We start from the raw sequence: 22,177 nt of genomic DNA, 5'->3' as shown, positions 1-22,177 counted from the left end.
CTGCGCGGAACGCAGGTGCGTGGCGCGCGACAGGTACGCCACGCTGTGCGTTGGTAACGATGCGGCTGACCTTCTGTGATTCGACGCGCATGGCAACGCGCACCTTGTTCGATCACGCGGCAGTGTCATCGACACACCGAGACGCGGCCAGCCGATACACCGCCAACACCAGCACGCACGTCACCGCGCCCCGATTGCAGCCTCATCGCAAGCAGGCACCAGGATCCCGCACGCCCTGCTTGAATAACACCGCACAGCTGCCCGGCAACGAAGCACTTTTCATCAGGAACACTCATTGCCCCAAGCCATCTGTATGCGCGAGGCAATGCTCCAGGGGCGGCGACTGCTCCGAATGCAGCCATCCGCGCAGCGCGGCTGCGTTGGGGCAGGCCAACACGAATGGTCTACGATGCGTGCTTTGGAATGACCCGACCGCCACGATGCCGTTTCTTGAACTGACCCTTTCCTGTTCCGAGGTCACCCAGCCCCGTTTCCAGAATGCGCTGGACGATGTCGGCGCACTGGCGGTGACCATGCTCGACGCCGATGCCGGTACCAGCAACGAGCACGCCCTTCTCGAACCCGGCGTGGGCGAAATGCCGTTGTGGGACAGGCTGACAATGACTGCGCTGTTCGACGGCGAAAGCGACGCGCTGGTGGTGCTGGCGGCGCTGGAAGCCTTCGATCCGGGCCTGGACTGGAGCCAGGTCGCGTTTCGCATGGTGGAAGACAGCGACTGGATACGCGCCTGGATGGACCTGTTCAAGCCGATGCAGTTCGGCGCGCGCACCTTTATCGTGCCGTGGAATCACGACCTGCCCGAGGCTGCCGATACTCCAGAAGCGGCGGTGGTGCGGCTGGATCCGGGCCTGGCCTACGGCTCGGGAGCCAGCCCGACCACCGCGTTGTGCCTGCGCTGGCTCGACAGCCTGGGCACCAGTGGCGCGCTGCAAGGCGCGCATGTACTCGACTTCGGTTGCGGCTCGGGCATTCTTGCGCTGGCCGCGCTCAAGCTGGGCGCCGCCAGCGCGGTGGGCGTGGACAACGACCCGCAAGCGCTGCTGGCCACTGCCGAGAATGCAGAGCGCAATGGCCTGCAAGCGCAACTGACGGCCTACATGCCGGAGGACGAGCCGGTGCAGACCTACTCGGTGGTGGTGGCCAACATCCTGGCAACGGCGCTGGACGCGCTGGCCGAGCTGCTGGCCGCACGCGTGGCCCCGGGTGGACGCTTTGCGATGTGCGGCATCCTGCACGGCCAGGAAGACGCCTTGCTGGAACGCTACGCCCCCTGGTTCGAGCAACTGCGCTGCGAACGCGATGAAGACTGGATGCGCATCGACGGCGTGCGCCGCGCGTCCTCCGGCGCGTAATCCGCACGGCTAACGCGGTGGCCGGGCGGCGCGGATCTGCGCGGTGGTCACCGCATCGGCCACGCTGATCGCCCGCAGCCGGGTCACCGGCTGCCAGCCGCTGCGTTGCAGCGCCGCAGTGCGCCAACGCCCGGCCCAGCGGGCCACGCACAGCCGCAGCACCACCTCTGCCACCAGCAGCACTGCCCATGCTGGGGGCGACCACGCCTGTACGCCTGCAAGCGCCACTGCACCGGCCACGCCCAGCATGAGCACACTCACCGCCAGCAGCGACCAGCGCCGGTCGCGCAGCGCCCGGACGCGTGGTGCCAGCGCGGCTGACCACTGCACGCCCTCGGCAACCGCCGTCCACTCGGAACCGCGTCGCCAGACCTGAAAACTGGGGGCGCCACGAAAGTGTTTTACCGCAGGGTCCAGTGGCGAATGCGCCGGCCATGGCGCGTCTGCGGGCGCGGAAGGCGGGGTGGTACTGCGCCCGTGGGCGTCGGGCTTGGGAACGGCAGGCTCGACCATGAACATCCTCCTTGAGTTCGCTGTGCTGTTGTCGTCATTGACGACACGACAGTATCGCAAACATATGCCGATATGAAAGACATACGAACTATCCCCAAGCGCTGCTAGGGCTATATCTCCCGGCCCTGCCTGCTTTCCAACGGTGCCGTGTGAGCAAGCTGTACGAACGGGTACGCGAAGCCCGCAGCCTCACCAAGCTGACCCAGGAAGCCCTGGCCGGCGAGTTGGGCGTCACCCGCAGCGCCGTGGCGCAGTGGGAGATGGCCGAGGGCACCGCCCCGTCGGTGGAGAACCTGATCGGCCTGGCCAAGCGCAGCGGCATGGCGTTCGAATACCTGGCCACCGGCCGCGGCGAGCGCGTGTTCGGCCCGCCGGTGTCGGCCATTGCCGAAGAACCGGCGCAATACCGGCGCCTGGACGACCAGCAACGCGTGCTGCTGACCCGCTTCGACACCCTGGCGCCGCGCCAGCGCAGCGGCCTGCTGGATCTGTTGCTGGCCGAGGGGAAGACGCGGCGCAGGCGGTGAGCTCGGGATTCGGGATTCGGGATTCGGGATTCGGGAATCGGGAATCGGGAATCGGGAATCGGGAATCGGCGAGCTGACATTGCCGGGGCTGATTTTCCGAGGGGAGGTTTCGCTGGTGGCAGCTCCCACCATTTTTTGGGCCAAGCCTGGATGGGACTCGCTTGCTTGCGGTGGTTCGGCGGCTGCCGTCGGCGTGAGCTGCGCTGCGCGATTGGCGTCAGCACCGACGCTTGCCGGTTCGCCCTGCGACGTGCGCGTGGTTGAATAGGGCTCTTCCCGCTGCACGCCTGCCGATGTCCGAGACTCCGCCACCGCGCCGCCCCCTGGCCACGTTCCTGCGTGCGACGCCGGCCGCTCCATCGCTGATTCCGACCCCGGCTGTGCCGCCCACCGAACCGGCAGAGCAGGTGCCACCGGCCCCGGCTTCCGCATTGCCGCCGGCCCCAGCAGCGGAGCGGGTCGCCGCGCCACCGGCGCCGCGCGTGCCTGCGCCTTCTGCGTCGGCCGCCGCGCATACCGTCCCCGGCGACCACGGGCTGGCCCCGCCCGTTGCCGTTACCGATGCAGCTGCTGCGGGCCGCCCGGACCAAAACACGCAACCACTGCCAGGCACCGTGGACGCGGCGCAGCCGGGTGCGCTGCGTGCGGCAGCCGATCGCGACGCGTCTTATCCGAATGCGCCGGGCACACCACCAGCGTCCGCACACACGACGGGCCGTGACACTTCAATTGCAACAGCGCCAGCCTCTGCGCGGCCTGCAGGCGCCGCGGCAACGCCGACGATCATCACGACAACCGACACCGACACCAGCGCAAGCCACCAGGTGACGAGCGTGACCGACAGCGCACCGCACGCAGATCGTCTTTCCGGCCGCACCGATCCGGCAGCAACCGAACTCGCCACCGCCAGCGCACCGGCAGCCGATCCCGCGGAGGTGGAGGCCGATGTCGGCAGCGCGCCACGCGACACCACAGCGCAGTTCCATCCCCTGCCCGCTGCCGCCGCCCCTGCGTTTGCGCGGCGTGGCATTGGCCGTCCGCGCCTGCGCGCCAGCGGGCTGCAGTGGGCGGTGTTGGTGGGCTTGGTCGCTGTGCTCGGCTTGCAGATCGTCATCGCCGACCGTGACCAGCTGGCCAGCAACGCGCGCTGGCGCCCGTTGGTCAGCGCGGCCTGCACGCTGGCGCGCTGCACGTTGCCGGCCTGGCGCGAGCCGGCGGCGCTGACCCTGCTCAACCGCGATGTGCGCCCGCTGCCTGGCGTGGCCGGCGTGCTGCAGATCCAGGCCAGCTTCCGTAACGACGCGCGCTGGGCGCAGGCCTGGCCGTGGCTGCAGCTGTCGCTGTCCGACGCCGATGGCCGGGTGATCGGCACCCGCGTGCTGTCGCCACAGGAGTATCTGGGCCCGTCGCCAGACGCGCAGGACACCCTGGCGCCGGGGCAGGCGGTGCAGGTGGCGTTCCGCGTGCGCGAACCGGCCGCGAGCACGGCAGCCTTCAGTTTCGACTTCCGGTGAGCGGGCGCGACCGCCACGCATGCGTCACACGGGCGTGGCGAGCGATGAGGTCACGCGCTAGACTCACTCCCCCTCGCCGGCCACGCGTCCCGGCTTCGTGACACTGGGAACCTCCTTTGAACGCAGCCCCCTCTCGTCCTGACACCAGTCGTGGCGCCCCGAAGTCGCCCCTGCGCGAACACGTGGCCCAGTCCGTGCGCCGTTATCTGCGCGACCTGGACGGCAGCGACGCCGATGATGTCTATGAAATCGTGCTGCGCGAGATGGAGATCCCGTTGTTCGTCGAAGTGCTCAACCACTGCGAAGGCAACCAGAGCCGCGCCGCGGCCATGCTGGGCATTCACCGGGCGACGTTGCGCAAGAAGTTGAAAGAGTACGGGCTGACCTGACGCCGGGAGTAGGATTGGCGAATCGTGAGAGCGGTGCAGCGTCGCTGGCTGCTCAGTGCGCTCCACTGCCATGGTTGACGAAGCCAAGCCGCCCTGAGCGCTGATGCATGGAGCGTCGTCTGGATGCCTCGCTCTGCCGATGCGCATCCGGCGCTGACATGCGCGTTTCACTCTGCGTGACCCGCTTCAGGGACTGGCGACGCCAGGCGGGCATGCGGCAGTCATCGGGGGCACTGCAATGCGTGTTTGAGCAGATCAGGCCAACTGCCGCTCATCGGGCAGTTGGCCGCGGCCGTTGATCAACGCCACCGATCGCCTGCGTGCGTTGCTTGCTCAGTGGGGTGCATGCGCGTCAGGCGCGTGATCGGCTGCAGACGCCGACCCGTTGTCATGCTCGAGCACGATCGCGTCGATCGTGTCGAAAGGATCGTCGAATTTTTCGACCACGTTCTTGTCGTCGTCGACCTGATAGGCGGTATCGGCTTCGACACCCTCCTCGCCGGTCTTGGCAATGATGTTGGTATAGCGCTTGCCGTCCCAGCATCGGAAGATCAGCACCGAGTCTTCGCCACCGGTGAGGGTGGAGCCCAGGCTACCGATCAACCGGCTGTTGGCGCCCGCGGTCAGGATGCTGTTCTTGCCGGCGGTCAACTTGCTGCGGTCGCCTGCCATCAGCGTGCAATCGTCGCCTGCGGTGAGTTTGCTGCGGTCCCCCGCGGTGAGGAAGCTGTTGCTGCCGGCCAGCAACTTGCTGCGATCGCCGGCGATCTGGGTGCTGTCGGCGCCGGCGATCAGCTTGCTGCGGTCGCCTGCGGTCTGGATGCTGCCCCTGCCGGCGATCAGCGTGCTGCGCGAACCGGCCGTCTGCGAACTCAGCTTGCCGGCGATCAACATGCTGCGATGGCCGGCAATCTGGGTACTTTCGTGTCCTGCGATCAACGAGCTTCCGTAGCTTGCGATCTGGTTGCTGCCATAGCCAGCGGTCAGATAGCTGCGCACGCCACTGGTCAAGCTGCTGCCATACCCGGCGATCAGCGAGCTGTCCTGTCCTGCGGTCTCGGTGCTGCCGTAGCCTGCCGTCAGCGTACTGTTGTCCAGGGCCATCAAGGTGCTGCCGTAGCCGGCGGTCAACGTGCTGTCGCCACCGGCGGTCTGGCTGCTGCCGTAGCCGGCGATCAGCGTGCTGGAGAAACCGGCGATTTCGGTACTGCCGTAGCCGGCGGTGAGCGAGCTGTTTTCCAGCGCGGTCAGGGTGCTGCCGTAACCGGCGGTCAGGGTGCTTTCGTAGCCGGCGGTCTGGGTACTGCCATACCCCGCGATCAGGGTGCTTTCATAGCCGGCGGTGGAATTGCTGCCGTAACCGGCGGTCAGGATGCTGCCATGGCCGGCCGTTTGCGTGCTGCCGTAGCCGGTGGTGAGCCAACTGATTTCCTGCGCCGTCTGGGTGCTGCCGTAGCCGGCGGTCAAGGTACTTTCGTAGCCGGCCGTCTGCGTGCTGCCATAGCCGGCAATCAACGAACTCTGGAAGCTGGCGGTGGACGTACTGCCGTAGCCGGTGATCAACCAGCTGCTGCTCTGCGCGGTCTGGGTACTGCCGTAACCGGCCGTCAGGAAGCTGTCGTAACCGGCAGTCTGGGTACTGCCATAACCCGCGATCAGCGAGCTGTCCGGGCCGGCCATGGAGGAACTGCCGTAGCCGGCGATCAGCGAACTGCTTTCCTGCGCGGTCTGGGTGCTGCCATAGCCGGTGGTGAGAATGCTCTTGTAGCCGGCGGTCTGGGTACTGCCATAGCCGGCAATCAGCGTACTGTCATGCCCTGCCGTCGATGTGCTGCCGTAACCGGTGGTGAGCGTGCTGCGCTCCTGCGCGGTCTGGGTGCTGCCGTAGCCTGCGGTGAGGATGCTTTTGAAGCCGGCCGTCTGGGTGCTGCCGTAGCCGGCGATCAGCGAGCTGTCGGAGCCGGCGGTGGACGAACTGCCATAGCCGGCAGTGAGCATGCTGCCTTCCTGCGCGGTCTGGGTGCTGCCGTAGCCGGTGGTCAGGACGCTTTTGAAGCCGGCCGTCTGCGTGCTGCCATAGCCGGCAATCAGCGAACTGTCAGAACCCGCAGTTGAAGTGCTCCCGTAACCGGCGGTGAGGTCACTGCCCTTACGTGCGGTTTGCGTACTGCCATAGCCGGCAGTGAGCGAGCTGTCGCCCCCGGAGGTCTGGGTGCTGCCATAGCCGGCGATCAGCGTGCTGTCGGCACCGGCGGTCGATGTGCTGCCATAGCCGGTGGTGAGGTCGCTGCCCTTACGTGCGGTTTGCGTGCTGCCGTAGCCGGCAGTGAGCGAGCTGTCGCCCCCGGAGGTCTGGGTGCTGCCATAACCGGCGATCAGCGTGCTGTCGGCACCGGCGGTCGACGTGCTGCCATAGCCGGTGGTGAGGTCACTGCCCTTACGTGCGGTTTGCGTGCTGCCGTAGCCGGCAGTGAGCGAACTTTCCCCGCCGGAGGTCTGGGTACTTCCGTACCCTGCAATCAAGGTGCTGTCGGCACCGGCCGTGGAGGTGCTGCCATAGCCGGTGGTGAGGTCGCTGCCTTTGCGCGCGGTTTGCGTGCTGCCGTAGCCGGCGGTCAGCGAACTGTCGCCGCCCGATGTCTGGGTGCTGCCATAACCGGCAATCAAGGTGCTGTCGGCGCCGGCCGTGGAGGTGCTGCCGTAGCCAGTGGTGAGGTCGCTGCCCTTGCGTGCCGTTTGCGTGCTGCCGTAGCCCGCAGTGAGCGAACTTTCACCACCGGACGTCTGCGTGCTGCCATAACCGGCGATCAAGGTGCTGTCGGCACCCGCCGTGGAGGTACTGCCGTAGCCGGTGGTCAGGTCGCTACCGCTGCGCGCGGTTTGCGTGCTGCCGTAACCCGCAGTGAGGGAGCTGTCCCCGCCGGAGGTCTGGGTACTGCCATAACCGGCAATCAAGGTGCTGTCGGCACCCGCCGTGGAGGTACTGCCGTAGCCGGTGGTCAGGTCGCTACCGCTGCGCGCGGTTTGCGTGCTGCCGTAGCCCGCAGTGAGGGAGCTGTCCCCGCCGGAGGTCTGGGTACTGCCATAACCGGCAATCAAGGTGCTGTCAGCGCCGGCCGTGGAGGTACTGCCGTAGCCAGTGGTCAGGTCGCTACCGCTTCGCGCCGTCTGGGTGCTTCCATAACCGGCAGTCAGCGAGCTTTCGCCGCCGGAGGTCTGCGTGCTGCCGTAGCCTGCAACCAATGTGCTGTCGGCGCCGGCCGTGGAGGTGCTGCCATAGCCGGTGGTCAGGTCGCTGCCGCTGCGTGCGGTCTGCGTGCTGCCGTAGCCGGCGGTCAGCGAACTGTCGCCGCCCGATGTCTGGGTGCTGCCATAACCGGCGATCAGCGTACTGTCCGCACCGGCGGTTGCGGTGCTGCCATAGCCGGCAGTTAGATCGCTGCCTTTGCGCGCAGTCTGCGTGCTGCCGTAGCCGGCGGTGAGCGAGCTGTCCCCGCCGGAGGTCTGGGTGCTGCCATAGCCGGCGATCAGCGTGCTGTCCGCACCGGCAGTGGATGTGCTGCCGTAACCCGCGGTGAGGTCGCTGCCGGTGCGGGCGGTCTGGGTGCTGCCGTAGCCTGCCGTCAGCGAGCTGTCGTTGCCCGATGTCTGCGTACTGCCATAACCGGCGATCAATGAGCTATCGGCACCGGCGGTGCCCGTGCTGCCATAGCCGGCGGTGAGGTCACTGCCGTCCTGCGCTGTCTGCGTGCTGCCATAGCCGGCGGTCAGCGAGCTTTCTCCGCCCGAGGTCTGGGTGCTGCCGTAGCCGGCGATCAGCGAACTATCGGTGCCCGCCGTGCTGGTGCTGCCGTAGCCTGCGGTGAGGTCGCTGCCGTTCCGCGCGGTTTGGGTGCTGCCGTAGCCGGCAGTCAACGAGCTGTCGCCGCCGGAGGTTTGCGTGCTGCCATAGCCGGCGATCAGCGAGCTGTCTGCACCGGCGGTTTCGGTACTGCCGTAACCTGCCGTCAGCTCGCTGCCCTGGCGCGCGGTCTGGGTGCTGCCATAGCCGGCAGTCAGTGTGCTCCCGCCTCCTGCAGTCTGGGAACTGCCATAGCCGGCCAAGATGGTGCTGTCGGATCCGGCCACGCCGGTACTGCCATAGCCGGCGATCAACTCGCTGCCGTTACCGGCGGTCTCGGTGCTTCCATAGCCTGCGATCAGCTGACTCTGATCGGCGCCGGTGAGCGTGCTGCCATAGGTGGCGATTTCGCGGGTGCGCAGGATCGTATTGGACGGCTGCGCGGCTTGGGGATCGGTGCCGTTGGGCGGTGATGGAAGTGGCGCGGTGGAATGCGGACCGCTTTCAACAGCAGGCGCGGTGAACTGCGCGTACGGTGCCTTGGGGGTGAATTCCGCAGCCATGACCGTGTCGTCAGGCAATTCGGGTTTGGGTGGCGCGTGTTGCTCGATGCCGGCGGCGATGCAGCTCATCGCGCCCGCACGGTTACCGGCGTAGACCACGTCGGCCTTGGGAAACTTGATCATTCCCTCTTCGCCCAACCAGATGATATCGGCGGTCTCCACCATGCACACCACCCAGTGCGCATCGGCATGCATGTTCAGATGCGCATTGGTTCCCTGCCCCCACAACAAACCGGTCAAACCATTTTCCTGTTTGACGCTAGGCTGCCAATGCCTGCATTCGACCGGACCGCTTTTCGGCCAGATCAATCCGCAATGATCGGACATGTTGTTTGTGCATGTGCGTAATGCCAAAACTTTTTCACGATTCATAAGATAATCTCATCTGAATTTTCTAAAACAGCCGCGCAAGTCAGGTTCATGCCATCGCCGATAGAAAGATGGGAGCGACGCCCATGCGGGCGAAACGCATCCTCCCGCTGGCAAGGACTGCGTCGGAACGGCAATGGTGGTCCTTCGGGAACGCCCTAGGGCGCGGAGTGCGCTGGGGTGTCTTGCTTGAATCGCAGGGTCATGGATCGCCGTGACGGCAAGACGCAGCTTAGGATGAGGGCAAGGCTGGCTCCTGCACGGCAGCCCTTGCAGCAAGTAGTGGTGGACGCCTCGCCGACAGCGTCATTGCCTTTGAACGTTAGGGAACTCAACAGATCAGCGAGTCCAGATCGTGATTCAGCAGCACATGGCAGATGTCGCCACAGCAGAAAACATGTTTCCGATACCGAAGCGCGAAACGCGCGTTGCGCCGAGATTTCCAACTTTTTTCTAAATATGCGAACTGGTCTTGATTATGTCATTTGGCGAATCGCTCGCTTTCGAACAGACCGGCAGCCCGCCGATTTTTACAGCAAAGTGTTTTCGTGATTAATGCATTATTTATTGGTGAATTGGCCCGCCAAATCAATTTAATCGCAATGGTCGAATGTCGCTTTTCAGATGTGCACTCAGTCATTTTGCGTTTGTGACGCGGACTTTATCTCACTGCATCAGCGCGCTCCTCTTCTCCGCCGGGTCGATCATGCGCGGCAGCTGCCGCATTTACGGCAAGCCGGCAGCGCGCTGCCATGACTGACATCAGCTGCAGTCAGTAAACGACACCACCGCAGGTGGCCGTTCGATTGCAGGTATCTCGCCGAGTGCCAGACAGCCTTGGGTGGAGCGATCGCTTCGCCGACATCTGCGTGATCATGTCTGGCAACCGAACACCTCGACCGAACGGCACGTGGTCGTCACCCGCTGTCGCCCGATGCCGTTGCGCTCTAGCGCCCACCAACCCTGCGCCCGTAGCAGCGCCTGGAAGCTTCCCGTCAGCACACGGATCAAGGCCATCGCGCAGGTGTCGAGCCCATCGCGCGCTGGCGCAGCCTACAATATCGGCTGCTCCGCAACGACATCCCCCACCGATGGCCTCTGATTTCCTGCCCGTGCGCCGGGCCCTGCTCTCCGTTTCCGACAAGACCGGCCTGATCGACCTGGCCCGCGCGCTGGTGGCGCGCAACGTCGAACTGCTGTCCACCGGCGGCACCGCCAAGGCGATCCGCGAGGCCGGCCTGCCGGTGAAAGATGTCGCCGATCTCACCGGCTTCCCGGAAATGATGGACGGCCGCGTCAAGACCCTGCACCCGCTGGTGCACGGCGGCCTGCTCGGCCGCGCCGGCGTCGATGAGGCGGTGATGGCCGAACACGGCATCGTGCCGATCGACCTGCTGGTGCTGAACCTGTATCCGTTCGAGTCGGTCACGGTCAAAGCCGACTGCACGTTGGCCGACGCGGTGGAAAACATCGACATCGGCGGCCCGGCAATGCTGCGCAGCGCGGCCAAGAACTTCGCCCGCGTGGCGGTGGCTACCGACCCGGCGCAGTACGCCGAGCTGCTGGCCGAACTCGACGCCAACGACGGCCAGCTGTCGGCGGCCAAGCGCTTTGCCTTGTCGGTGGCCGCGTTCAACCGCGTGGCGCAATACGACGCGGCGATCAGCAACTATCTGTCGGCAGTGGCCGATAGCGCCGAAAGTGTGCCCACACGCAGCCCGTTCCCGGCGCAGATCAATTCCAATTTCATCAAGGTGATGGACCTGCGCTACGGCGAAAACCCGCACCAGTCCGGCGCTTTCTACCGCGACCTGTCTCCGGTGCCGGGCACGCTGGCCACCTTCCAGCAGTTGCAGGGCAAGGAGCTCAGCTACAACAACCTGGCCGATGCGGACGCAGCGTGGGAATGCGTGCGTCAGTTCGATGCGCCGGCCTGTGTGATCGTCAAGCACGCCAACCCCTGCGGCGTAGCGGTGGGCGCGGCCTGCGGCGATGCCTACGAGCTGGCCTACGCCACCGACCCGACCAGCGCGTTCGGCGGCATCCTGGCCTTCAACCAGACCCTCGACGCAGCGACGGCGAAAGCCATTCTGGACCGCCAGTTCGTCGAAGTGCTGATCGCGCCCGACTACGAGGCCGGCGCGCTGGAATACGCCACCAAGAAAGCCAACGTGCGCGTGCTCAAGATTCCGCACGGCAATGGCTTGAACAATTACGACACCAAGCGGATCGGCTCGGGCCTGCTGATGCAGTCGGCCGACAACCGCGGCATGTCGCTGGGCGAATTGAGCGTGGTCACCCAGCGTGCGCCCAGCGAGGCCGAACTGGGCGATCTGCTGTTCGCCTGGCGCGTGGCCAAGTACGTCAAATCCAACGCCATTGTCTACGCCAAGGACAGCCGCACCATCGGTGTCGGCGCCGGGCAGATGAGCCGCGTGGTCAGCGCCAAGATCGCCGCGCTCAAGGCCGAAGAAGCCAAGCTCACCGTTGCCGGCTCGGTGATGGCCTCGGACGCGTTCTTCCCGTTCCGCGACGGCATCGATGCCGCCGCCGCGGCCGGCATCAAGGCGGTGATCCAGCCCGGCGGCTCGATGCGCGACGGCGAAGTGATCGCCGCCGCCGACGAACACGGCATCGCGATGGTGTTCACCGGCGTGCGGCATTTCAGGCACTGACGTGCCGGGAATGGGGAGTTGGGAATCGGGAATCGGCAGAGCGGTTCCCTGAATGCCACTCCACATCGTACGGCCTGCAGAACCAAAGACGTTGCTATTCCCTCTTCCATATTCCCCATTCCCGGCACTCAAATGAAAATCCTTGTCATCGGCTCCGGCGGCCGCGAACACGCCCTGGCCTGGAAGATCGCGCAGTCCGCACGCGTGAGCGAGGTCCTCGTGGCGCCAGGCAATGCCGGCACCGCTACCGAGGCCAAGTGCCGCAATGTCGCGATCAAGGTCGACGATCTCGATGGCCTGCTCGCACTGGCGCAGCGCGAAGCCGTCGCGCTCACCGTGGTCGGGCCGGAAGTGCCGCTGGTGCTGGGCGTGGTCGACCGCTTCCACGCCGCCGGGTTGCGCATCTTCGGGCCCACCGCCAAGGCCGCGCAGCTGGAAGGCAGCAAGGCCTTCGCAAAGGATTTTCTTGCGCGTCATGGCATTCCCACTGCGTATTACGCGGTGCACACGGAAGTGGACGCGGCGCTGGCCTATGTGCGCGAGAGGGGCGCGCCGATCGTGGTCAAGGCCGATGGCCTGGCAGCCGGCAAGGGCGTGATCGTGGCGATGACATTGGCCGAAGCCGAAGACGCGGTGCGCGACATGCTCTCGGGCAATGCGTTCGGCGATGCCGGTGCACGCGTGGTGATCGAGGAATTTCTCGACGGCGAAGAAGCCAGTTTCATTTCCGTGGTCGACGGCACACACGCCCTGCCGATGGCCACCAGCCAGGACCACAAGCGTGTGGGCGATGGCGACACCGGCCCGAATACCGGCGGCATGGGCGCCTACTCACCAGCCCCGGTGGTCACACCCGAGGTGCATGCGCGGGTGATGCGCGAAGTGGTCGAGCCGACCGTACAAGGCATGATTGCCGACGGCGTGCCGTTCAACGGTTTTCTCTATGCCGGGCTGATGATCGATGCGCATGGCGCGCCCAAGGTGATCGAGTTCAACGTGCGCTTCGGCGACCCGGAAACCCAGCCGGTGATGCTGCGCCTGCAGTCGGATCTGGTCGATCTGCTCGACGCGGCCATTGACGGCAAGCTCGACAGCGCGCAAGCAAAGTGGGACCCGCGCCCGTCGCTGGGCGTGGTCATCGCCGCCAGGCCGTATCCCGAAACCCCGGTCACCGGCGAGGTCATCACTGGCCTGGACGCAGTGCCGGCCAACGCCAAGGCCTTCCATGCCGGCACCGCGTTGAATGCCGATGGGCAGGTGATCAGCGCCGGCGGTCGCGTGCTGTGCGTTGCCGCGCTCGGCGACAGCGTGCTGGACGCGCAGCGCACCGCCTACGCCGGCCTGCAGCCGATCCACTGGCCCAACGCCTTCCAGCGCAGCGACATCGGCTGGCGCGCGATCGCCCGCGAGCGCGACGCACAGAGCTGAGCACTCGCAACCACACCTTGCAAGGTCGTCAAGCGCGATACATGCCCGTGCAGTTGGCCGGACGCGCAGCTCACGCGGCTGCGCGCAGGCACGTGCTGTCGGGCTGCAGCGCAGGCACCGTCGTCGCGCAATCGGCTCCAATCCGCACAATCGCCGCCCTACTGACAAAGAACTAGCCGCCGTCCACACCGGCGGCGCCGGGCTGCGGCAATAATGCCCGGGCACCCTGCCTTGTAGAGACCGTGGCCACTCCCTCCTTCGAAACCCGCCTTAGCCGCTTGTGGGCCCATGAAAAGGCCAGCTATGGCCTGCGCGTGTTCATCGCGCTGGCGGTGGCGATGGGCGTGTGCTGGCACTGGCAGCAGCTCACTGCGGTGCCGGCGCTGTTCCTGGGCGCGATCGCCAGCGCCATTGCCGAAACCGACGACAACTGGCTGGGCCGCATCAAGTCGGTGCTGCTCTCCTTGCTGTGCTTCGCCGCCGCCGCGGCTGCGGTGGTGCTGCTGTTTCCGTACCCGCTGCCGTTCGTGATCGGCATGGCGTTGGCGACCTTTTCGTTGACCCTGCTCGGCGCGCTGGGCGAGCGCTATGCCTCGATCGCGCAGGCCACGGTGGCCTTGTCGATCTACGCCATGATCGGCATGGATCAGCACGGCAGCCACGATCCATTGATCGCCTGGCACGGCGCGGCGCTGCTGTTGATCGGCGCCACCTGGTACGGCGTGCTGTCGATCCTGTGGACCATCCTGTTCGCCAACCGCCCGGTGCGCGAGCGGTTGGCGCGGCTGTTTTTCGAGCTGGGCCGCTACCTCAAGCTCAAGGCCGATCTGTTCGAACCGGTGCGCCAGAGCGACCTGCATGCGCGCCGGCTGGCACTGGCCGAGCAGAATGCCAAGGTGGTCGGCGCACTCAACGCCGCCAAGACCGCGATCATGAGCCGCTTCGGCCGCTCGGGGCGGCCGGGCGTGCAATCGGGCCTGTATTTCCGGCTGTATTACATGGCGCAGGAATTCCACGAGCGCGCCAGCTCCTCGCACTATCCGTATGAAGCGCTGACCGACGCGTTCTTCCACAGCGATGTGCTGTACCGCTGCCAGCGCCTGCTCGCATTGCAGGGCAAGGCCTGCGCGGCGTTGGGCGAGGCGATCCGCCTGCGCCAACCGTTCGATTACGGCGACAACAGCCGCCTGGCCACCGAAGACCTGCGTCAATCGCTGGACTACCTGCACGCGCGTGCCGACCCTGCGCTGGCGCGCCTGCTCGGTGCGCTGGAATTGCTGGTGACCAACCTGCAGAGCATCGAACGCAAGCTGTCGGAGGCGGCGCAATCCGATTCCACCAGCGATAACCTCGACACCCGGCTGCGCGACTCCTCGCCGCACACCTTGCGCGAAATGGCCGCACGCCTGGGCCAGCAACTCACGCCCGGCTCGGTGCTGTTTCGCCATGGCCTGCGCATGGCCATCGCGCTGGTAGTCGGCTACGCCATCATGCAATCCATCCATGCCGACAACGGCTACTGGATCCTGCTCACCACCGCGTTCGTGTGCCGGCCCAACTACGGCGCCACCCGCCTGCGGCTGGTGCAACGCATCGCCGGCACCCTGATCGGCCTGGTCGCCACCTGGGCGCTGATGCAACTGTTCCCCGGCACCGAAGTGCAGCTGCTGCTGGCGCTGGCCGCTGCGCTGATTTTCTTCATCACCCGCACCGATCGCTACATGCTCGCCACCGCCGGCATCACGGTGATGGCGCTGTTCTGCTTCAACCTGCTCGGCGATGGTTTCGTGCTGATCTGGCCGCGCCTGATCGACACGCTGATCGGTTGCGCCATTGCCGCGGCCGCCTCGTTCCTGATCCTGCCGGACTGGCAGGGCCGCCGCCTCAACCAGGTGATGGCCACGGTGCTGGCCAGTTGCGCGCGTTATCTGGCCCAGGTGCTGGAGCAGTACGCCAGCGGCATGCGCGACGATCTGCCCTACCGCATCGCACGCCGCGACATGCACAACGCCGATGCCGCGTTGTCGGTTGCGCTGTCCAACATGCTGCGCGAACCGGGCCGCTATCGGCGCAATCTGGATGCAGGTTTCCGCTTCCTGGCGCTGTCCAACACCTTGCTCGGCTATCTGTCTGCACTGGGCGCGCACCGTGCCGCACTCGATGGCGAACACGACCCCAGCATCGCGCAGGCCGGCGACTACCTGCAGCGCGCGCTGGGCGAAATCGCCACCGCCTTGCGCGAACGCCAACCGTTGCCGGTGCACGACGAAACCGAAGAAGTGGCCACCGCCGAGGCGCTGGAACAACACGCCGTGCAACTACCGCCCAAGCAGCGCCTGGTGCGCGACCAGTTAGCGTTGACCCTGCGCCTGTTGCCCAAGCTGCGTGCTGCGGCGATGGCGGTTACCACTGCACCGGCAGACAGCACCACCCGGTTGGCGATCAACAAGGCCTAACGCGTCCTTGTCGGTAGGCGCGGAGGCCGCGCACCAATGCAGCATCCATGTGGACAGCCGATGCCGGGCGATGCGATGCAAGCACAGGCGACCTCCATCCGACAGCCGCGCCGTCGCTCTGTCAGCCACACTTACTTCCACTGCTTGCGCGCCACGCTCAGCCACACCCATCCCAACGCCGCCACGGCCAGCACTGCGCCACCGATCACCACGCCGTTCCAGCCGGCCTGCGCATACGCCGCCGTGCCTAATGTCGAACCCACCGCGCCGCCGATGAAGTAGCAGGTGATGTAGGCCGAGGTGATGCGATTACGCGCATTGGGATTGCGCTGATAGATCACGCTCTGGTTGGCGATATGCACGCCTTGCACCGCGATATCCAGCAGCAGCACGCCGACGATCAGCAAGCCGATCGATTGCGGCGCAAACGCCAGCAATCCCCACGACAGCAGCAACATCACCAGCCCGCCCCAACTGACCCGATCGCCATGCCCGTGGTCGGACCAATGCCCGGAGCGATTGGCGGCCAGCGCACCAGCCGCGCCGATCAGGCCGAACAACCCGATCACCGCTATGCCATAGCCATAACTTGGCCCGGACAGCAAAAACGCCAGCGTGGTCCAGAACATGCTGAAACCGGCAAAGATCAGCCCGCCCAGCACCGAACGCGATCGCAGCACCGCATCGTCGCGCAGCAGCGTCAACACAGAGCCCACCAGCTGCGGATAGGACAACTGCGCATTGCCGGGATGGCGCGGCAGCCCGCGCCACAACAAGCCGGCAGTGAACAGCAACGCGCCCGAGGCGATCCAGTACACCGTATGCCAGCCGCCAACACCGGCCAGCACCCCGGCGGCCGTGCGCGCCAGCAGGATGCCCAGCAACAACCCGCTCATCACCGTACCGATCACCCGCCCGCGCTCCTTGGGCGCGGCCAGCGTGGCCGCAAACGGCACCAGAATCTGCGCCGCCACCGAGCTGGCGCCGGTCACGATGGTGCCCACCAGCAACATCGCAAAACTGTGCGAACTGGCGCTCACCAGCAGGCCCAGCGCGCTCAGCACGAACAGGCCCACGATCAGCCCGCGCCGCTCCAGCCGGTCGCCCAGCGGCACCAGCAACAGCAAGCCGGCCGCGTAGGCCAGCTGCGCGGCCGTGACCACCGCACCGGCGCTGCGCACCTGGATGCCGAACGCCTGCGCGAGCGTTTCCAGCAGGGGCTGGGCGTAATAGTTGCTCGCCACCGCCAGCCCGGTGGCGGCGGCCATCAGCAGCACCAGCCGGCGCGGCAATGGTAGGTGGGCAATCGGTTCGACGGTCATGGCAGGTGCCTGCTGAAGGAGTGGGCGCAGTGTGGGCAGCGACGCCGCATCTTTCCAATGTATTGTTTTCACCGTGTCCATCGCGTTTTGAGATCGCATGCTGACCCTGCGCCAACTGGAATTTGCCGTGGCCGTGGCCGAAGAAGGCGGCTTTACCGCTGCCGCACGCCGTTGCAACACCGTGCAATCGGCGCTCAGCCATCAGGTCGCCAAGATCGAGGAAACCCTCGGCGCGCGCCTGTTCGAACGCGGCACCCGCCAGGTGCGGCCTACCGCAGCCGGCGAGGTATTCCTGCATAACGCCCGCGAAACCTTGCGCGCGGCCGAGCGCCTGCACGAGGAAATGGCCCAGGCCCTGGGCACGGTGCGCGGCCGGCTCACGCTGGGGCAGATCTCCTCGCTCACCACCGTGCAGCTGCCCACGCTGCTGCGCGCGTTTCGCAGCGCGCATGCGCGGGTGGACGTGCACCTGCGCACTGCGATGAGCGAGGCCCTGCTGCACGACCTGAGTGAAGGCCGGCTGGATGTGGCCCTGGTCGGCGTCGGCCCGCAGGTCGCGGTGCCAGCGCAGCGCCTGCTGCTGCATGAAGAGGCGCTGGCCTTGATCGTGGCCCCCGGCCACCGCTTTGCCGCGCGCAAACGGGTGGCGCTGGCCGAGCTCGACGACGAACCGATGGCCGGGCTGATTCCCGGTGCCGGCGTGCGCGGCATCGTCGATGCGGCCTTCGCGCAGGCCGGTTTGCGGCAGCGCCAGCAATACGAGGTCACCCATGCCGATCTGGTGCGCGAACTGGTCGCCGCCGACCTGGGCGTGGGCATCGTGCCGCACACCATGGCTGCGGCCATGCGCGGGGTGGTGACGGTCGCGCTGAAGGAGCGCTTCGGCTTTTTGACCTATGCGGTGTGGCGGCCCGATCCCACCCCGGCCGCGCGTGCCTTCATGGCGCTGCTGCGCGCCCAGGCCGCGCGACGTGCGCCATCGGCACGCGCTCCGCGCTGAGCGCATCGGCCATGCACCAGCCCGCCGTGGAAGCCTGCTAGGCTGCGCGCGTTCGCAAAGGAAACTGCATGTCCGGTCACAGTCAGTTCGCCCTGCTCAGGCAGCGCCGCTTCTTGCCGTTCTTCGCCGTGCAGGCGTTGGGCGCGTTCAACGACAATGTCTATCGGCAGGCCATCATCGGCTTGTTGTTCTACCTGGGCATCGATGCGGCGCAGCGCACGCTCTACACCAATCTGGCGCCGGCATTGTTCATCCTGCCGTACTTCCTGTTCTCCGCGCTGGCCGGCCAGATCGCCGAGAAACTGGAGAAGCAGAAACTCATCGTGATCACCACCACGATGGAAATCGCGATCATGTCGCTGGCCGCAGTGGGCTTTCTCACCGAGAACATGGCGATATTGCTGATTGCGCTGTTCTGCACCGGCCTGCAGTCCACCCTGTTCGGGCCGGTGAAGTATTCGATCCTGCCTTCGGTGCTCAAACCCGAGGAACTCACCGGCGGCAATGGCCTGGTCGAAATGGGCACCTCCATTTCGATCCTGTGCGGCATGATCTTCGGCGGGCTGATCTTCCAGATTGCCGGCAGCCATGGCCCGGAGGCTGCGGCCACCGCGGTGATCGCAATCGCGGTCACCGGCAACCTGGTGGCGCGGCTGGTGCCCAAGGTCGATGCCGGCGCGCCCGAGCTGACCATCAACTGGAACCCCATCCCCGAATCGCGCGCCATCATGCGCCTGACCCGGCGCACGCCGGCGGTGCGCAACGCGGTGCTCGGGGTGTCGTGGTTCTGGTTCGTCGGCACCGTGCTGACAGCGCAGTTGCCCACCTATGCGCAGCTCAATCTGGGCGGCCAGCAGGACTTGTACGTGTTTGCGCTGGCGCTGTTTTCGATCGGCACCGGCGTCGGTTCGCTGCTCTGCGAACGGCTGTGCGGGCGCACCGTGGAGATCGGTCTGGTGCCGCTGGGCGCGTTCGGCATCAGCGCATTCCTGCTGGACCTGTACTTCGCCCGCCCCGGTGCAGCGCCGGTAAGCGATCTGTCAATCGGCCAGTTCGTGCAGCAGCCCGGCAGCGTGCGGCTGATCGTCGATCTGGTCGGAATCGGCCTGTTCACCGGCCTGTTCGTGGTGCCGTTGTTTGCGCTGATCCAGAGCCGCACGCCCAAGGCCGAGCTGTCGCGCGCGATCGCCGGGCTCAACATCCAGAACGCGTTGTTCATCGTGGCCGCGGCGGTCATCGGTATCGCACTGCAGCTGCCGCAGGTCGTGCTGTTCGGGGTGCGTATTCCGTTGCCCGGCCTGAGCATTCCACAGGTGTTCCTGGCGCTGGCCATCGCCAATACGTTGGTGGCGCTGTGGATCTTCACCCTGGTGCCCGAATTTTTGATGCGCTTCCTCAGCTGGGTGCTGGTGAGCGTGTTGTACCGCCTGCGCGCGCGCGACATCGACGCACATGTGCCCGACGAAGGCGCCGCATTGCTGGTGTGCAACCACGTCAGCTACATGGACGCGCTGATCCTGTCGGCAGTGATTCCGCGCCCGGTGCGTTTTGTCATGTACTACAAGATCTTCCGCATCCCGGTGATGCGCTGGATCTTCCGCACCGCCAAGGCCATCCCGATCGCAGGCGCGCGCGAAGACCCTGCGCTGATGCAGCAGGCCTTCGACCGCATCGATGCCGCGTTGGCCGATGGCGAACTGGTATGCATCTTCCCGGAAGGCGCGTTGACCAAGGACGGCGAGATCGCGCCGTTCAAATCCGGCGTCGAAAAAATCCTGGCGCGCCGCAGCGTGCCGGTGATTCCGCTGGCGCTGCGCGGCATGTGGTCGAGCATGTGGAGCCGGCGCGACACCCGCCTGGGCCGCATGCGGGTGCCGCGGCGGATGCGCGCGCAGATCGACGTGGTGGCAGGTGCAGCGGTTGCCGGCGACCAGGCCAACGCCGCGCTGTTGGAACAACAGGTGCGCGCACTGCGTCAGGATCGTCCCTGAGCCCGGCAGGTGCAGGCTTTGCGTCCATCGCGTGCCGCGAGTAGCCTGTGCGCCATTGCACGCTTTGCCGCCGCGCCCACCAAGCGGACGCGGCCGGTCGTAACGGGGGACGTCGTTGTGCTCAACATCATCGCGCCTGAGGCGCCTGCCGTGATCGGCGGGCGTCGCGCACTCCGGTGGCTGGCCGTCATGCCGGCAGCGATAGGCATGCCGATGCGCCCGGCACCGGATAACGCATCCCACTCACCCATCAGTTCGCAGTTGTTTACCACCCAAGGAGCTTCACCATGAGTGCCATCCCACCGCCGATCCATCCGCAGCCTTCCGTCGTTCCGCCGCCTGTCCAGCCGATCCGGAATCATCTGGCCTGGTCCATCACGATGACGGTTCTTTGCGTTCTGGTTTGCTGCTCATGCTGGACCATTCCGGGCATTATTACCGGCATCGTGGCAATCATCTTTGCCGCGAAGGTCAATCCCTTGCTCAACGCAGGAGATATTCCAGCAGCGATCAAGGCATCTAATACTGCAAAGATACTGGCCTGGGTTACCACTGGCATCTTTGTGCTCGGATTGATTCTTTGGATCGTCTCGATCGCCAGCCTTGGCGTAGATGGCTACAAGGAACGCATTATCGAGATGCAGCAGCAGATCGAGAATTCGAGATAAGCGTGTCAAAGCGCCTAGTTCAGCTTTCGCTCGCACCGGCTGCCTTGGCAGTCGGTGCGGGCGTCTGGATTTTTTGGAAGTTTGATCCCAACCTTCCGGGAAACCCATTCCCACCCTGCATCTTTCACGCGTTGACGGGCTTCTATTGCGCTGGGTGTGGCATCACGCGTGCCCTGCATGCGCTCGCACACGGTGATTTAGTTACAGCTATCAAAATGAACGCGCTTGCAGCCGGGCTCTTGTTTCTTATCCCGTGGGCGGCGCTGTGGCATCTCGGATGGCAGCCAAGGCGCTTGATGCCACTGGCCAGAATCCTTGGCTCTCCCTGGCTCTGGGGGATTTTATTGCCAGGCTTTTGGATAGGGAGAAATTTGCCTTGGCTTCCATTTACCTTGCTTGCTCCGGGCTGAGGCTATGTCCACTGAAGCAGCGCCCAGGGCTTACGAAAGTGCGATGCCGCGCCGCTTGGCGATATCGGAGTCTTGGCAGTCAAGCGAGCAGCCAGTTCACACAACAGCGATTTGCTCAGGTTGCTCGCCACACGCCTCATCAGTGCTGCAGTAACGTTGACACATGCCGAACAGGCACTACCGCACCCACCCCGCAATCACCAGCAACGCCAACACCACCATCCACAGCAACAACACGCGCCAGACCAGACTCATTGCATCGCGCACTTCCGGCAGGCGGCGCCACACCGGCACCAGGCCCGAGTCGGTGTAATCGTGCGCCTGGTCGCGTAATTCGGCACTGACGCTGGCACGCGCCACCGCCCCGAGAAAATGCGGCTCCAGCGACCAACGGTTGCCATGCGCTTGGCGCCAGGCGCGGAAGACGGTGTCGAAATTGCCCACCAGCGCCATCGAGACCGTCATCAGCTGGGCCGCCGGCCATTCCAGCACCGCCAGCAGCCAGCGCGCGCCGGCCAGATTGCGTGGCGGCAGCAAGACCGCCAGCGGGCTTTCCACCGCCAAGGCCGTGAGCCGGTACAGCACCGCACCAAACGGCCCCAGCAGCAAAAACCACCACAGCACCGCAAACCAGCGCCGCAGTCCATTCACCACCACCGCTTCCACCAGCGACGGTGCGTCTTCGTGCACGCTGCCGCCGGCGGCCTGCAACTGCGCGATCGCATCGCGCCGCGCGCCCGGCTCATCGGCGTCGATCACCGCTTCGACATCGCGATCCAGATCGCGCGGGCCCCAGGTCCAGGCCAGCACCGCCACACCGAACAGCAAGGCCACAAAGCCGTGCCAGACATCGTCCAGCAGCCACTGCAACAGCACCACCAGCAGCGCCGGCAGCACTGCCAGCAGCACGCCATAACGGCCCTGCCACACGCCGCGCCCGGCCGCATGACTGTCCAGTCGGCGCAGCCATTGGCCGAACCAGGCGAAATTGCGCAGCCTGGCCACCTGCGCCGGCACCAGATGGCCCAACGCGAGTGCGACGACGACGGCAACCAGGATAGTGAACATGGGTGGGCCTCCTCAGCCGAGTCTAGCCGAGCGGACGCAAGCGCCGCTGCACCGCTGCAACAGCCGGCCA

At 65.9% G+C, this 22,177-nt stretch carries 15 protein-coding genes; 11 read left to right on the top strand and 4 right to left on the bottom strand.

From position 1 onward, the window contains the following. The first annotated feature begins 440 nt into the window (after positions 1–440). Positions 441–1,373, top strand: a complete 933-nt coding sequence (prmA, locus tag A7D16_RS03545) for a 50S ribosomal protein L11 methyltransferase (protein WP_064629885.1) — start codon at positions 441–443, stop codon at positions 1,371–1,373. A gap of 9 nt (positions 1,374–1,382) precedes the next feature. Here prmA and A7D16_RS03540 read toward each other — a convergent pair whose 3' ends face one another. Further along, positions 1,383–1,892 (bottom strand): hypothetical protein, encoded by a 510-nt coding sequence (locus A7D16_RS03540; protein ID WP_064629883.1) that lies wholly within the window; start codon positions 1,890–1,892, stop codon positions 1,383–1,385. A 143-nt stretch (positions 1,893–2,035) separates the two neighbouring features. Between A7D16_RS03540 and A7D16_RS03535 the strand changes: the two genes are divergently transcribed. The 3 genes from A7D16_RS03535 (at position 2,036) to fis (ending at position 4,316) form a co-directional block, all read left to right on the top strand. After that, a complete protein-coding gene (locus A7D16_RS03535; RefSeq protein ID WP_064629881.1) occupies positions 2,036–2,413 on the top strand; it encodes a helix-turn-helix transcriptional regulator in 378 nt (125 codons plus the stop codon). A gap of 293 nt (positions 2,414–2,706) precedes the next feature. Further along, positions 2,707–3,927, top strand: coding sequence for a DUF3426 domain-containing protein (locus A7D16_RS21160; protein ID WP_082925713.1), 1,221 nt, complete (start codon positions 2,707–2,709; stop codon positions 3,925–3,927). Between the two features lie 116 nt (positions 3,928–4,043). Beyond that, the gene (gene fis, locus A7D16_RS03525; protein WP_002804983.1) at positions 4,044–4,316 is read left to right on the top strand and encodes a DNA-binding transcriptional regulator Fis; all 273 of its coding nucleotides are present in this window, start codon (positions 4,044–4,046) and stop codon (positions 4,314–4,316) included. 333 nt (positions 4,317–4,649) lie between these two features. Here fis and A7D16_RS03520 read toward each other — a convergent pair whose 3' ends face one another. Continuing rightward, on the bottom strand, positions 4,650–9,092 hold the full coding sequence (locus A7D16_RS03520) for a beta strand repeat-containing protein (RefSeq protein ID WP_064629878.1): 4,443 nt from the start codon (positions 9,090–9,092) through the stop codon (positions 4,650–4,652). A 1,088-nt stretch (positions 9,093–10,180) separates the two neighbouring features. Between A7D16_RS03520 and purH the strand changes: the two genes are divergently transcribed. From purH to yccS, 3 genes are all read left to right on the top strand, one after another. Then, complete coding sequence (gene purH, locus A7D16_RS03515) at positions 10,181–11,764, top strand: bifunctional phosphoribosylaminoimidazolecarboxamide formyltransferase/IMP cyclohydrolase (RefSeq protein ID WP_064629875.1); 1,584 nt, start codon at positions 10,181–10,183, stop codon at positions 11,762–11,764. Positions 11,765–11,896: 132 nt separating this feature from the next. After that, positions 11,897–13,192 (top strand): phosphoribosylamine--glycine ligase, encoded by a 1,296-nt coding sequence (gene purD, locus A7D16_RS03510; protein ID WP_064629873.1) that lies wholly within the window; start codon positions 11,897–11,899, stop codon positions 13,190–13,192. Positions 13,193–13,434: 242 nt separating this feature from the next. Then, on the top strand, positions 13,435–15,648 hold the full coding sequence (yccS, locus tag A7D16_RS03505; RefSeq protein ID WP_064629871.1) for a YccS family putative transporter: 2,214 nt from the start codon (positions 13,435–13,437) through the stop codon (positions 15,646–15,648). 131 nt (positions 15,649–15,779) lie between these two features. Here yccS and A7D16_RS03500 read toward each other — a convergent pair whose 3' ends face one another. Continuing rightward, positions 15,780–16,970: an MFS transporter gene (locus A7D16_RS03500; protein WP_064629870.1), complete on the bottom strand. Its 1,191-nt coding sequence runs from the start codon at positions 16,968–16,970 to the stop codon at positions 15,780–15,782. A 97-nt stretch (positions 16,971–17,067) separates the two neighbouring features. Between A7D16_RS03500 and A7D16_RS03495 the strand changes: the two genes are divergently transcribed. From A7D16_RS03495 to A7D16_RS03480, 4 genes are all read left to right on the top strand, one after another. Beyond that, a complete protein-coding gene (locus A7D16_RS03495; RefSeq protein WP_064629868.1) occupies positions 17,068–17,970 on the top strand; it encodes a LysR family transcriptional regulator in 903 nt (300 codons plus the stop codon). A 68-nt stretch (positions 17,971–18,038) separates the two neighbouring features. Further along, positions 18,039–19,961 (top strand): MFS transporter, encoded by a 1,923-nt coding sequence (locus A7D16_RS03490; protein WP_064629866.1) that lies wholly within the window; start codon positions 18,039–18,041, stop codon positions 19,959–19,961. A gap of 287 nt (positions 19,962–20,248) precedes the next feature. Further along, complete coding sequence (locus tag A7D16_RS03485) at positions 20,249–20,629, top strand: CD225/dispanin family protein (RefSeq protein ID WP_064629864.1); 381 nt, start codon at positions 20,249–20,251, stop codon at positions 20,627–20,629. A gap of 2 nt (positions 20,630–20,631) precedes the next feature. Next, on the top strand, positions 20,632–21,039 hold the full coding sequence (locus A7D16_RS03480) for a DUF2752 domain-containing protein (RefSeq protein WP_064629862.1): 408 nt from the start codon (positions 20,632–20,634) through the stop codon (positions 21,037–21,039). Positions 21,040–21,216: 177 nt separating this feature from the next. Here A7D16_RS03480 and A7D16_RS03475 read toward each other — a convergent pair whose 3' ends face one another. Next, positions 21,217–22,107, bottom strand: a complete 891-nt coding sequence (locus tag A7D16_RS03475) for a cobalamin biosynthesis protein (protein WP_064629860.1) — start codon at positions 22,105–22,107, stop codon at positions 21,217–21,219. Between the last annotated feature and the right edge of the window lie 70 nt (positions 22,108–22,177).

The sequence above is a fragment of the Xanthomonas nasturtii genome (genome assembly GCF_001660815.1).
GTDB lineage: Bacteria > Pseudomonadota > Gammaproteobacteria > Xanthomonadales > Xanthomonadaceae > Xanthomonas > Xanthomonas nasturtii.
Note: the sequence above shows the minus strand (reverse complement) of the source record. Positions and strands in the feature narration are given on the sequence as shown.

Excerpts from the sequence above, each read along its gene's own strand:
- A7D16_RS03500 (WP_064629870.1), bottom strand. The coding sequence starts at position 16,970 with ATGACCGTCGAACCGATTGCCCACCTACCATTGCCGCGCCGGCTGGTG.
- A7D16_RS03475 (WP_064629860.1), bottom strand. The coding sequence starts at position 22,107 with ATGTTCACTATCCTGGTTGCCGTCGTCGTCGCACTCGCGTTGGGCCAT.
- purD (WP_064629873.1), top strand. The coding sequence starts at position 11,897 with ATGAAAATCCTTGTCATCGGCTCCGGCGGCCGCGAACACGCCCTGGCC.
- A7D16_RS21160 (WP_082925713.1), top strand. The coding sequence starts at position 2,707 with ATGTCCGAGACTCCGCCACCGCGCCGCCCCCTGGCCACGTTCCTGCGT.
- purH (WP_064629875.1), top strand. The coding sequence starts at position 10,181 with ATGGCCTCTGATTTCCTGCCCGTGCGCCGGGCCCTGCTCTCCGTTTCC.
- A7D16_RS03520 (WP_064629878.1), bottom strand. The coding sequence starts at position 9,092 with ATGAATCGTGAAAAAGTTTTGGCATTACGCACATGCACAAACAACATG.
- A7D16_RS03540 (WP_064629883.1), bottom strand. The coding sequence starts at position 1,892 with ATGTTCATGGTCGAGCCTGCCGTTCCCAAGCCCGACGCCCACGGGCGC.
- A7D16_RS03485 (WP_064629864.1), top strand. The coding sequence starts at position 20,249 with ATGAGTGCCATCCCACCGCCGATCCATCCGCAGCCTTCCGTCGTTCCG.
- prmA (WP_064629885.1), top strand. The coding sequence starts at position 441 with ATGCCGTTTCTTGAACTGACCCTTTCCTGTTCCGAGGTCACCCAGCCC.
- A7D16_RS03490 (WP_064629866.1), top strand. The coding sequence starts at position 18,039 with ATGTCCGGTCACAGTCAGTTCGCCCTGCTCAGGCAGCGCCGCTTCTTG.
- A7D16_RS03495 (WP_064629868.1), top strand. The coding sequence starts at position 17,068 with ATGCTGACCCTGCGCCAACTGGAATTTGCCGTGGCCGTGGCCGAAGAA.